The organism is Neisseria sp. P0013.S005 (assembly GCF_051958425.1).
In the GTDB taxonomy this organism is placed as follows: domain Bacteria; phylum Pseudomonadota; class Gammaproteobacteria; order Burkholderiales; family Neisseriaceae; genus Neisseria; species Neisseria subflava.
Map to the genome: position 1 here is coordinate 105,983 of NZ_JBQCVL010000004.1, position 12,990 is coordinate 118,972.

Annotated in this window: 7 protein-coding genes; 1 reads left to right on the forward strand and 6 read right to left on the reverse strand. The window is 48.9% G+C overall.

Translation table 11 applies throughout. The features are described 5' to 3' along the window. Positions 1-61: 61 nt before the first annotated feature. The 6 genes from pilB to carA form a co-directional block, all read right to left on the reverse strand. Complete coding sequence (pilB, locus tag ACTHTA_RS05790; protein ID WP_440364066.1) at positions 62-1,741, reverse strand: type IV-A pilus assembly ATPase PilB; 1,680 nt, start codon at positions 1,739-1,741, stop codon at positions 62-64. A gap of 405 nt (positions 1,742-2,146) precedes the next feature. Then, positions 2,147-5,362 carry a carbamoyl-phosphate synthase large subunit gene (gene carB / locus ACTHTA_RS05795; protein WP_308887895.1) on the reverse strand — a complete coding sequence of 1,072 codons (3,216 nt, stop codon included), beginning with the start codon at positions 5,360-5,362 and terminating at the stop codon, positions 2,147-2,149. Between the two features lie 39 nt (positions 5,363-5,401). Beyond that, positions 5,402-6,394, reverse strand: a complete 993-nt coding sequence (locus ACTHTA_RS05800; RefSeq protein ID WP_308887894.1) for an endonuclease NucS domain-containing protein — start codon at positions 6,392-6,394, stop codon at positions 5,402-5,404. A 671-nt stretch (positions 6,395-7,065) separates the two neighbouring features. After that, positions 7,066-7,455 (reverse strand): endonuclease domain-containing protein, encoded by a 390-nt coding sequence (locus ACTHTA_RS05805; protein ID WP_440364067.1) that lies wholly within the window; start codon positions 7,453-7,455, stop codon positions 7,066-7,068. Between the two features lie 166 nt (positions 7,456-7,621). Further along, a complete protein-coding gene (locus tag ACTHTA_RS05810) occupies positions 7,622-7,879 on the reverse strand; it encodes a SemiSWEET family transporter (protein ID WP_070613328.1) in 258 nt (85 codons plus the stop codon). A 149-nt stretch (positions 7,880-8,028) separates the two neighbouring features. Beyond that, complete coding sequence (gene carA / locus ACTHTA_RS05815; protein ID WP_440375733.1) at positions 8,029-9,159, reverse strand: glutamine-hydrolyzing carbamoyl-phosphate synthase small subunit; 1,131 nt, start codon at positions 9,157-9,159, stop codon at positions 8,029-8,031. 396 nt (positions 9,160-9,555) lie between these two features. Between carA and pilC the strand changes: the two genes are divergently transcribed. Continuing rightward, positions 9,556-12,783 (forward strand): PilC family type IV pilus tip adhesin, encoded by a 3,228-nt coding sequence (gene pilC, locus ACTHTA_RS05820; RefSeq protein ID WP_440364464.1) that lies wholly within the window; start codon positions 9,556-9,558, stop codon positions 12,781-12,783. Positions 12,784-12,990 lie beyond the last annotated feature (207 nt).

Here is a 12,990-nt window from a genome sequence, read left to right on the forward strand (position 1 = left end):
AAGAAATAAAGCGGACTGTTTCCCCGTGCCGCTTTATTTTAATTTTCGAAAATATGGCAGTTTAGTCATTGGTATGAGCAGTCACTTCTTCCAACGAGGTCAGGCCTTGCATGACTTTCATGAGGCCGGCGCGACGCAAGTCTACCATGCCTTCCTGATAGGCCATGTTCATGATATCAACTTCTGTACCGTTGTTCATAATGACTTTTTGCATTTCATCGCTGACCGGCATGACTTCATAAATACCGACGCGGCCTTTAAAGCCTTTGCCGCGGCAGCTGTCGCAGCCAACCGGGCGGTAGAGTTTCCAATCTTGAGCCAAGTCCGTATCGGTAAAGCCGGCTTTTTTCAATGCCGGAACCGGCGGGCGTTCAACTTCGCGTTTGCAGTTTGGACACAGTCTGCGCAACAGCCTTTGCGCCATAATCAGGCTGACCGAGCTGGCGATATTGAAAGGCGCTACGCCCATGTTCAAAAGGCGGGACAGCGTGGCCGGTGCATTATTGGTATGCAGGGTCGAGAAAACCATGTGGCCGGTTTGGGCGGCTTTAATGGCGATGTCGGCGGTTTCCAAGTCTCGGATCTCACCGACCATAATAATATCAGGATCTTGGCGCAAGAAGGATCGGAGTGCGGCAGCAAACGTCAGACCTTGTTTCTCATTGACGTTGACTTGGTTGACGCCCGGCAGGTTAATCTCGGCCGGATCCTCGGCCGTCGAAATGTTCACATCTTCCGTGTTCAAAATACTCAGGCAGGTATAGAGTGAAACGGTTTTGCCCGAACCTGTCGGACCGGTAACCAACACCATGCCGTAAGGGCGGTTGATGGCCTCAAGCAGCATTTCTTTTTGGAAAGGCTCTAAGCCGAGCTGGTCGATATTGAGCGATGTACCATCGGAATTTAGGATACGCATTACCACTTTTTCGCCAAACAACGTCGGCAATGTGCTGACACGGAAGTCAATCGGACGGCCGTGTTTATGGAAGGCAATTTGAATTCTGCCGTCTTGCGGAATACGTTTTTCGGAAATATCCAAACGCGCCATCACTTTGATGCGCGATGCCAACTGGCCGCGCACGGCGACAGGAGGCTGTACGACTTCACGCAATTGTCCGTCCACGCGGAAACGAACGCGCGCCATTTGCTCGTAGAATTCAAAGTGGATATCCGATGCGCCCGCGTTCAGGGCATCGGATAAGGTTTTATGGATGAAGCGGGGGATTGGACCGTCTTCAGCTTCTTCATTGTCGATATAAAGCGATTGCGATTGCTGCGTTGCTTCATGTTCGTCGTTGATTTCTTTCAGAATGGTGGTCGAACGTTGACCTAGCCATTCCAGCAATGAGCTGAGCTGGTCGTCTGGAACTACTACCAAGTCGACACTTAAACCTGAAGCAAAAGCAATTTTTTGAAATTTTTGGATTTGGGTCGGATCGGATACGGCGAAATAAACCTTGCGTCCGCGTTTGAAAATCGGAATGCAACGGTTTTGCACCATTTTCTCTTCCGTCAGAATGTCGCTGACTACATTATTGCGCGGGTAGTAGCGCAAATCCAAAAGGGGATAGCTGAATACGCGCGCAACCAACTCTCCCAAAGCTTTAGGGGAGATGATGCCGTCTGAAAACAGGTTGGGCAGGATTTCTTTGCCCGATTGTAAAAGGCTGTTGTAATGTTCCGCTTGTTGATTTGAGATGGTCTGGCTTTGAACCAAAACACGCAATAATCCGACACTCATTTTATTTTCCGTTTCTTGTGCAGTTTTCCCTTTAATTTAGAGGAAAGCCGTATTATTTGATCATTATTATGATTAAAGCATATATTTAATTATGCAAATCTGCTTAAGTTGCAAAGACATGCTTCTGCTTTAATTGTATTTTTATTTCAGACGGCCATTATAAAGCAAGGAGAATAGGCGTTAAACTCGATATTTTTGGATTATGATGAAAAAACAACAATTTTGTCGTATGAATCCAATCAATAACGAAATTATATTTCATGTTGCTATTACTTGTTTGGAGATGGCAGAAAAGGTTGTTTTGATGGACAGACGGTTGGAATTTGAAATATGAAAAGGCCGTCTGGAACTGAGCAATCAGGTTTCAGACGGGGCCTTTTAGCTATTTAAATCCGATAGGATTGATTAGGCTTTGTTTTTCAGACGGCCATGCAATTCCTGTACACTGTACACGCCCAGGTGGTCGCGGCTTTTTGCGCCTTCGCTCATGGCTTCGCCGCCGGCGATGGTGGTGTATTGCGGCACGCGTTGGGTGAGGGAAGTGCGGCGGATGCTGTGGCTGTCGGCGATGGATTGTGCCGAGCTGCTGACGGTGTTGACCACCAGCGCGATTTCGCCGTTTTTAATCGCGTCCACGATGTGCGGGCGGCCTTCCTGCACTTTGTTCACCGCTTGCACGATGATGCCGTGCTCTTTCAGGTATTCGGCAGTGCCGCGTGTGGCGCAGACGCCGTAGCCTAATGCTTGGAAGTTTTGCGCGGTTTTGACGATGAGCGGTTTGTCTTCGTCGCGCACGGCGAGGAAGATTTTGCCGGTCGGGTTCAGGCGTTCGCCTGCGCCGAGTTGGGCTTTGTAGTAGGCTTCGCCGAAGCTTGCGCCCACGCCCATCACTTCGCCGGTGGAGCGCATTTCCGGGCCGAGGATGGTGTCCACGCCGGGGAATTTGATGAAGGGGAACACGGCTTCTTTAACGGCATAGAAATCGGGGACGACTTCTTTTTCCACGCCTTGCTCTTGCAGGGAAATGCCCGCCATGCAGCGAGCGCCGACTTTGGCGAGCGGCACGCCGGTGGCTTTGGAGACGAAGGGGACGGTGCGGCTGGCGCGCGGGTTCACTTCCAACACGAACACCACGCCGTCCTGCACGGCAAACTGGACGTTCATCAGGCCGACCACGCCCAGCGCGTACGCCATGGCTTTGGTTTGGCGGCGGATTTCGTCTTGGATTTCTTCGCTGAGCGAGTAGGGCGGCAGCGAGCAGCCGGAGTCGCCGGAGTGGATGCCTGCCTGTTCGACGTGTTGCATGATGCCGCCGATAACGACGTCTTTGCCGTCTGAAACGCAGTCCACATCGACTTCAATCGCGTTGTTCAGGAAGAAGTCGAGCAACACGGGGCTGTCTTCGGATACCTGCACGGCTTCGCGCATGTATTTTTGCAGCTCTTCGGCGGAGTGGACGACCTGCATGGCGCGGCCACCGAGGACGTAAGACGGGCGCACGACCAGCGGATAGCCGATTTCTTCGGCTTTGACGAGCGCTTCTTCTTCGTTGTGGGCGATGCGGTTGGGCGGCTGGCGCAGGCCTAAGTCGTTCAACACTTTTTGGAAGCGTTCGCGGTCTTCGGCGGCGTCGATGCTGTCGGCGGACGTGCCGATGATGTTCACGCCGTTTTCAACCAGCGCGTTGGCGAGTTTGAGCGGGGTTTGACCGCCGTAATGCACAATCACGCCCCACGGGTTTTCGGTGCGGACGATTTCCAACACGTCTTCCAGCGTCAGCGGCTCGAAATACAGGCGGTCGCTGGTGTCGAAGTCGGTAGACACGGTTTCGGGGTTACAGTTCACCATGATGGTTTCAAAGCCCGATTCGCGCAGGGCGAGCGCGGCGTGAACGCAGCAGTAGTCAAACTCGATGCCCTGACCGATACGGTTCGGGCCGCCGCCGAGAATCATCACTTTCTTACGGTCGGAAGGACGCGCTTCGCATTCTTCTTCGTAAGTGGAATAGAGGTAGGCGGTTTCGGTGGCGAATTCGGCGGCACAGGTGTCGACGCGTTTATACACGGGATGCAGCTTCAGCGCGTAGCGGTGTTCGCGCACTTCTTTTTCTTTTACGCCTAAAAGCTGCGCGATGCGTTTGTCGGAGAAGCCTTTGCGTTTCAGACGACGTAGGGCGGCGAAATCCAAATCTTGCAGGCAGCCTGCACTTACCTGCTGCTCTTCTTTCACCAAGTCTTCGATTTGCGCCAAGAACCAAGGGTCGATGGCGCAGATTTCGTGGATTTCTTCCAGCGTGAAGCCCGCGTGGAACGCGTCTGCCACAAAGAGCATACGCTCAGGGCCGGGGTTGGCCAGTTCGCGGCGGATTTCCGCTTTGTCGGAGCTTCTCGGATTGAAGCCGCACAAGCCCGTTTCCAAGCCGCGCAGGGCTTTTTGGAAACTTTCCTGAATCGTGCGGCCCATCGCCATCACTTCGCCCACCGATTTCATCTGCGTGGTCAGGCGGTCGTCTGCGGCGGGGAATTTTTCAAACGCGAAACGCGGGATTTTGGTTACCACATAGTCGATGGAAGGCTCGAACGACGCAGGCGTACGGCCGCCGGTGATGTCGTTGCGCAACTCGTCCAGTGTAAAGCCGACCGCCAGCTTCGCCGCCACTTTCGCAATCGGGAAACCCGTCGCTTTGGAAGCCAGCGCGGACGAACGGCTCACGCGCGGGTTCATCTCGATCACAATCATCTCGCCGTTTTCAGGGTTCACCGCAAACTGCACGTTCGAGCCGCCCGTGTCCACGCCGATTTCGCGCAATACCGCTAAGCTTGCGTTGCGCATGATTTGGTATTCTTTGTCCGTCAGCGTTTGCGCCGGCGCAACCGTAATCGAGTCGCCCGTATGCACGCCCATCGGGTCGAAGTTTTCAATCGAGCAGATAATGATGCAGTTGTCCGCCTTATCGCGCACCACTTCCATCTCGTACTCTTTCCAGCCGAGGACGGACTGCTCAATCAGCAGCTCATGCGTGGGCGACGCATCGAAACCGCGTTCGCAAATCGCCAAAAACTCGTCTTTATTGTAGGCAATGCCGCCGCCCGAACCGCCCATCGTGAAAGACGGACGAATCAGAGTCGGGAAGCCGACCTGTTCCTGCGCCGCCAAGGCTTCATTCATCGTGTGGCAGACAAAGGATTTCGGGCAGGAGAGGCCGATTTTCTCCATCGCCTCCTTAAAGCGGCCACGGTCTTCCGCCTTGTCGATGGCGTCTTCCGTCGCGCCAATCAGCTCGACATTGTATTTCGCCAGCACGCCGTTGCGCGCCAAATCCAGCGCACAGTTCAGCGCGGTCTGACCGCCCATCGTGGGCAGAATCGCATCAGGACGCTCTTTGGCGATAATCTTCTCCACCGTCTGCCACATAATCGGCTCGATGTAGGTAACATCCGCCATTTCAGGGTCGGTCATAATCGTGGCGGGGTTGGAATTCACCAGAATGACTTTATAGCCTTCTTCACGCAAAGCCTTACAGGCCTGTGCGCCCGAATAGTCAAATTCGCAGGCCTGACCGATAACGATAGGGCCGGCGCCGATGATAAGGATGGATTTTAGGTCGGTACGTTTGGGCATTTTTACTTTCTCACAAGATATTCAGGTTTTTAAATTTCATTATTGAGCAACTATTTCATAACCAAGAGTCTGCTTAACATGTTCAATAAAATTGTCAATACTATCTTTTCTCCATTGTGAACAAACTGATATTTGTTCACCATTTTTTAATTGAATGATTTCTTCATCCTTAATATAAAATCTACCTTCTTTTTGATAATCTTTAAGCTCGCTAAATATATTCAATACACCATTTGAGCCTTGTAATTTTTTAGGGAAAATTTGACTCAATTTGGCAAAGTTGGCTTCTGGGTAGTCTTTGCAATATTTTCTAACAACTTCCAAAACCAAACGGCCTTTTGTTAGGTCAGATTTGCCGTTAAATGTGTATTTTGTATAATCTCTGCTGTTAATTTCACGTTTTATTTCTTGGTCTGAATTTTTCTTTTCTTTGATTTTTAGCTGGTATTCTTCGGTCTCTTTGACGGGAATAATAGTATCTACATCCCAAATCAGCTCGTTGTTTATTTCATACTGAGTAATCTTGATACATTTGATATCTAAGCCCTGCTCATTTAACCATAATACAGAATTGGTTAATTCTCTGGAGAAATCTTGATTGACCAAAATAATTCTAATGTTATCAAAATCTAATTTGTCGATTTCTTGGTCTAAGAAATCGGTAAAATCTTCCTCTGCATTTCCCTGTGTGTAATCTTGGTAATGCCTTATAACGTCTTGGATACTAAATAACCTAATCATTGAGGCATAGCGGATGGCTTGTAAATCCATGTGAAAACCGTCGTCATTCCGTTTCAGTTCCATTACAACCAGTTTCCCAGATTTATCCAGTGCTAATAAATCTAACCGTTTTTTAGAATCTTCACATGGAGCTAATTCTTCACTAATAATAAGCAAATCTTCGCCTAAAATTTGAGGATTAGATTTAATAATGTTCTGTACATCCCGCTCTTTTATGTGATTGTCTTTGAATGCTTTTAATTCCAGCATGGTAGAAGTTTGATTGTTTATATTAATTTTAAAAATGCTCATTGAGACGCTTTCATAAATTAAAAATAAGCAAGCTGTAGCCCGCATATAGAGTGTGTGCTGTATGCACGCACGCGTTCTCTATTTTCCCTGCAACGCATGAATCTGCTGCAACCTGCTCCCTCCCCCGTGGGGGAGGGTTGGGGAGAGGGCATTCTCCGAATTGCAGCAATCTTTCCAAACACCGCAATCTCCCCAATACAAGCCTTGCGGCTTGTTGCCCTCTCTCTAACTCTCTCCCACGGGAGAGAGGACGGGGTGGCTGTTGGGACTAAGGCTTCTCAAGGAAACGGGTTGTGTAGGTTGCTTTTTACTTTTCAGACGACCTGCAATCAACGGTTGTAAATTTAAGTTGTTTTTCAAACCACCTGAAACCGCAAAACCTGCTGTACCGCTCCCTCCCCCGTGGGGGAGGGCTGGGGAGAGGGCATTCCTCGAATGGCGGCAACCTTCATCAACACCCTAACCATCCCAATACAAGCCTTGCGGCTTGTTGCCCTCTCTCTAGCTCTCTCCCACGGGAGAGAGAACGGGGCGGCTGTTGGGGCTAAGGGTTCTGCAAGGAAACAGGTTGTGCAGGCTGCTTTTTGCTTTTCAGACGACCTTTATAAATGCTCAATTCAGTCGGCTTGCACCCTATAATTTTCAAAAATCCAATCAAAATCAGCTATCTGCTACCGTGCAGGCTGCTTTTCCAATTCTTGCAACATGCGCAGGATTTCCGCCAGTACGTCGTTTGTCTGCTGCAAAATTTCGTGGTTCCAAAAACGCAGCACGGTAAAGCCCAGGCTGTTGAGATATGCCGTTCGCGCGTGGTCGTATGCGGCTTGTTCTGTGTGCTGCCCGCCGTCTGCTTCGATAATCAGCTTGGGCGTTACGCACATAAAATCAACAATATAGTTTCCAATCGGCTGCTGGCGGCGGAATTTATAGCCGTTCAGGCGGCCTGCCCGCAGGTGCTGCCACAATTTTGCTTCCGCCTCGCTCATTTCTTGACGCATGGCTTTGGCGCGTTGATGCAGGGCGGGGTTGTCGGCGGTCAATAGTTTTTCGGGCGGGTTCATTTTTGTTGTCGGGTTGCTGTTTGTGCAAGCCTTGCTGCCCTCTCCCTAGCCCTCTCCCACGGGAGAGGGGATGGGGTTGCTGATTGAATTAAATGTTGCGGCAAGACAATCTTTTTTCAGACGACCTTTTACGTTTTTATTTTGCACATGCCGTCTGAAAACTTCCTTAAAAGCTGGTGAAGAATGTAATCAAGCCCAAAATGATGCCGGGGGCGTTTGCCAGCATGACGGGGTAGTCGCGTTTTTCTTTCAAAAAACCGTAGGCAACCCATAATGTGCAGTTGATGGCGGCGACGAGGGGTTGCAGCGGCGAGCCGGGGTTGCCCGCTAGGTTGTTTTGGATTTGCGGGATGTAGGAAACGTACATGCCTACGGCGGTCAGGGTAGCGACGACAGAGAGTACGCGCATTTGTTTTTCAGTCATGAGTTTTCCTTTCTGATTTGAGGATTGAGGGGATTTTTCAGACGATGTTTTGTGTTGAGGGGTCGTCTGAATTTTTGTTTTTTATGTTTTGATTTTTATCGGGTTTCAGACGACCTTTGTTGAGTTGAGAGGTCATCTGAAAAGGCGGTTTATTGTTTTGCCGCTTTCATATTGTCAATGAATTTGTCAAACAGATAGCCGACATCCTGCGGGCCGGGGCTGGCTTCGGGGTGGCCTTGGAAGCAGAATACAGGTTTGTCTGTCAGTTCGATGCCTTGCAAGGTGTTGTCGAACAAGGATTTGTGGGTAATCCTTGCGTTGGCGGGCAGGGTGTCGGCATCGACGGCGAAGCCGTGGTTTTGGCTGGTGATGACGACTTTGCCGCTGTCCAAGTCTTGCACGGGGTGGTTTGCGCCGTGGTGGCTGAAGTGCATTTTCAGGGTTTTTGCGCCGATGGCAAGGCTGATGAGCTGGTGTCCCAAGCAGATGCCGAAGATGGGTTTGCCGCTAGCCATCAGTTTTTGTACGGCTTCGATGGCGTAGGTACAAGGCTCGGGGTCGCCGGGGCCGTTGGACAGGAATACGCCGTCAGGATTGAGCGCCAACACCTCTTCCGCGCTGGTTTGGGCGGGGACGACGGTCAGGCGGCAGCTGCGTGAGGCGAGCATACGCAAGATGTTGGTTTTTACTCCGAAATCGTAAGCGACGACGTGGAACGGCTGTTCGGTAGGGGTAACGAAACCTTTGCCCAGCGCCCATTCGCCTTCGGTCCATTCGTAGGCTTCTGTGCAGGAAACTTCTTTTGCCAAATCTTTGCCGACCATGCTGCCGAACGCAGCGATGAGTTCTTGCGCTTTTTCAACTGTGGCGTCCGCGCCGGTCAGAATCGCGCCGCCTTGTGCGCCTTTTTCGCGCAGCAGCGTGGTCAGGCGGCGGGTGTCGATGTCGGCGATGGCGACGGTTTTGTTGCGCACCAGATAGTCGTGCAGGCTTTCGGAGGCGCGGAAATTGCTGTGCAGCAGCGGCAGGTCGCGGATAATCAAGCCTGCGGCATAAACGCTGCGGCTTTCTTCGTCTTCGGCGTTGGTGCCGGTATTGCCGATGTGGGGGTAGGTGAGGGTAACGATTTGTTTGCAGTAGGACGGGTCGGTTAGGATTTCCTGATAGCCGGTCATGGAAGTGTTGAATACGACTTCGCCGGAAGTCGAACCTTCGTAACCGATTGATGTGCCGTGAAATACGCTGCCGTCAGCGAGAACGAGAAGAGCCGGAGTGGTCATGATGGAATCCTGTTTGCCTGATGATGGTCGGTTCGAAAAAAAATGGGTCAGGCCGTCTGAAAAATAAAAATTGTTTACAAAAAAGACAGCCTTCGGAAATCTCGGCTAAAAAAAAACACGCTCCGCAGCTTTGATTTTGCCGTGTAACGTGCTTTTTCAGACATAGCTGCCTATGCCGTAGAAGCAATGCATTCTACGTCAAAAAGCCATATCGTTCAAGCTGTGGTTTGGCAACGGATTTTCCCTTTACAATCATGAAGTCTGTTTCATTTTCGCCATTGTTCGCCACATTAGACAAAAAAAACAGCCCGAACCCCACATAAATGACATCGTAAATGTTAGAATCGCATTCCGAGAAAATAAAAACAACGTCATCATCCGTCAACCGACGATTTTATGAAAAAAGAACGCATTATGAAAAACAAATCTTCACGTTGCCCCGGCTCCATCCGTCCGATGATTTACAGCATCGCCTCCGCGCTCGCCTTGATGAGCGGGGTGGCAAATGCCGCAGCAGGCGAGTTCGCCAAAGTCCCACTGTATCTGCAAAATGAATCTAAAATTGATAAACAGCCCGAAGTTAAACACAACATTATGCTGTTTATTGATGATTCAGGTAGTATGGATGAATATATTGGCAGTCAAACCCGTATTCAGATTACAAGGGATGCGTTAAGTAAAGTTTTGAAGGAACATGGTAGTACATTTAACTGGGCATTGCAGACTTTAAATAATAGCGGTATGAGCGATACTCCTGATGACAAAGGATTTACCATACCGGCAACTGAGATTGAAGAAAGGGTAAAAAGGATTAAGGCCAAAGGAGGTACGCCGACTACCTCGCGTTATTTCGAGTTGGTCAGTCAAATTGTGATGCCGAATGTGAAATACCGTTGCCAGAAATCATATGTGGTTTTGATGTCTGACGGTGATGCCAATTTTAGCTGTAGTTTGGATGATAGAGGATACAAATGGCCTAAGTCTGATTTTAAATATGGGGATTTAAGCCGCTATTCGGATTATTATGGACGAAATATTTCTCTGGAAGAACCAAAGTATAGAGAAGCATATAATTATTTTGGGTATAGGCAGGCAGGTTATTGTCGGAATGAGAAATTGGGGGCATATGATACCTCTTGGGATATGGATGATGGCTTAGCTTTCTTCAGTAAAAAACTTGCAGAGCAGGATTTTAAAACCGAAGGAACGGATGATACAGGTAAAAGCTGGAACGGCGATCCTAAAGATCCTGCCGATTACAGTAAACAACTGGTGCAGACCTTTACCGTAGGCTTCGGGCAAGGTATTTCGCCCTCAGGAAGGAGGTATTTGGAGCTGGCTGCCAGCCGCCCCGAGTATTATTATGAGGCAGATAAACCCGAAAGTTTGTCGAAGGTATTTAACGACATTGTAGAGCAGATTAAACCTGGCACGAAAAATGTGGGTTACGACGATGTTGGTGCGACCGCGCCTGCAACGACCAGCAGCAGCCTGCCTGAGATGTCGGCAGTTATCGGTTTGAAAACAAACTCTTGGAGTAGCCAGATTATTTTCCAAAGATTAGGGAAGGATGGTCGTCGTAGTGAAGAATTGAAGCTGTACCCGTCGTTTGCAAACCGTAAAACCCTGATTAATACGGGTTCAAGTACTTATTTTATTAATAATATTCCCAATAATACTTTAAACAATGCCTATTTTGATATTGCAGATGCAGCTAATGGTAAAAATTCGGATGAATGGCGTGATTTGCTGAATTGGACGGGGCGTATCGGTGATGATAAATCAATACAAGATAAATCAAAAAACACACCGTACAGCCAAGTTTACCGTATTCGGGAAGGTGATCAGCGTGATTTGGGCGATATTTTGGACGGTTCGGTTGCTGCTGTCGGTAATGTCGGTAATAAGGCCAAGTATAAAGTTGGCAACGATACGATCAAGCGTCAGAAATATATGGTTGCGGCTGCGAATGACGGCATGGTGCATTTGTTCCAAACCTCGTCAGATGCAAATCATCCGTATGAACTGAAAGTCAGCTACATCCCTTCGACAATGGAGCGGGATGTCGCAGATGGTAATAATGTGAAGACGGTTACTTTGGCAAAAGTTTTGAAAAATATTGCCAAAGACAGCTATACGTCGTCTATTACCAATCATGAATATATGGTTAACGGCGGATTTACCTTGCGTCAGACTTCTGAAAATGATACTCAGCGCGTATTTATGTTTGGTGCGATGGGTCAGGGTGGTCGTGGTGCCTATGCCCTGAATATCGGCGGTAATGTAGATAAAGCTACCAAAACAGGTTTGGATGTCACTGATACCGAGTGGAATAAAACAGTTCCATTGTTTGAAACCATCAAAGGTGAGAAAAACACATTGGGCTATACCATTGGTACGCCGCAAATTGGGCGTGTCTCGGTCAGCAGACCTGCCGATAACGGACGTGTAGATATAAAAGAAAACATTCGCTATGCAGGTTTTCTTGCCAGCGGTTATCGTGTTGAAGATAAAGCCGATACGAAAAATGAAACAGCATTGTATGTATATGAAATGCTAGGTAAGGAAGTTGGTACAGGCGATAAGCGTGGTAACGATACAGGTAAAGCACCGGGCGATTTGTTGAAAAAAATCGAAGTTCAAGACGGTGTAGGCGGTCTGTCCACGCCGACCCTTGTGGACACTGATTTTGATGGTGTAATTGATGTTGCGTATGCGGGCGACCGTGGAGGTAATATGTATCGTTTTGACCTGCGCGGCGAAAAACCGGACAACTGGAAGGTTGTTAAAATCTTTACGGGTTCACCCAGCAAACCGATTACCTCCGCACCTGCCGTTTCACGCCGCAGAGTAAACGAATATGTCGTGATTTTCGGTACGGGCAGTGAGATTTATCAAAATGATCTGACCAATAAAGACAAGCAATCTATTTACGGTATTTATGAAGATTTGACACCGAATCAGACCGTAACCGCTGCTTCCGAAAGTGATTTGCAGCAACAAGAGTTTCGTCCTGAAGAAAAAGGAAAAGAAGGCTATATTTATCTAACTAACAACCAGGTTGCCAAAACCCAAAAAGGTTGGAAAATCGATTTGCGTGATGGTGAACGGGTAAACGTCAAACCGACTATGATCTTGCGTACTGCTGTTGTGACTGTGCGTCGCTATGATTCTGTTACAGAGGAAAAATCTGCAGGTGCCGATGTTTGTTTACCAGCAAGTACGAGCGTGAAAACTGCAGCAAAAACTTCGTTCATTGGTGTGAATGCTGATAATGGAGGTGCATTGAACGCACGCAGCGCGCGTTTTACGCCTGATACCGTTATTCGGAAGCTGGACGGCTTTGGTATGCAATACGCCAATGGTTTGACTCAGGATGGGGTTATCAACTTTACCTTCCTCAATCCGAGCAAATTGGATGATTCCCCTGTGACCGCAGACGGGGATTCAGGTGGTACGGGTACGGATAAAGAGCTTTCTGTTACGTCGAGTACGCCAAATAACAAATGCTTCTCCAATAAAGTAACCCGCAGCCTACTGTTAAATAAGGGTGAGTCTCTGGCAGTTGAGGGTGGTCATATCTGTGGTTTGAAACGTATCAGCTGGCGCGAGCTGTTTTTCTGATTGGTTCGTGCAAACGAATGAAGACCAAGAGGTCGTCTGAAACTTGGAAACAGGTTTTCAGACGACCTTTGTTTTATAGTGGATTAAATTTAAACCAGTACGGTATTGCCTCGCCTTGCCATACTATCTGAGACCTTTGCAAAAAAGTCTTTCCCCCAACAGCCGAAACCCAAACACAGGTTTTCGGCTGTTTTTGTTTCAAATATC

Excerpts from the sequence above, each read along its gene's own strand:
- ACTHTA_RS05805 (WP_440364067.1), bottom strand. The coding sequence starts at position 7,455 with ATGAACCCGCCCGAAAAACTATTGACCGCCGACAACCCCGCCCTGCAT.
- pilC (WP_440364464.1), top strand. The coding sequence starts at position 9,556 with ATGAAAAAAGAACGCATTATGAAAAACAAATCTTCACGTTGCCCCGGC.
- carA (WP_440375733.1), bottom strand. The coding sequence starts at position 9,159 with ATGACCACTCCGGCTCTTCTCGTTCTCGCTGACGGCAGCGTATTTCAC.
- ACTHTA_RS05800 (WP_308887894.1), bottom strand. The coding sequence starts at position 6,394 with ATGAGCATTTTTAAAATTAATATAAACAATCAAACTTCTACCATGCTG.
- ACTHTA_RS05810 (WP_070613328.1), bottom strand. The coding sequence starts at position 7,879 with ATGACTGAAAAACAAATGCGCGTACTCTCTGTCGTCGCTACCCTGACC.
- carB (WP_308887895.1), bottom strand. The coding sequence starts at position 5,362 with ATGCCCAAACGTACCGACCTAAAATCCATCCTTATCATCGGCGCCGGC.
- pilB (WP_440364066.1), bottom strand. The coding sequence starts at position 1,741 with ATGAGTGTCGGATTATTGCGTGTTTTGGTTCAAAGCCAGACCATCTCA.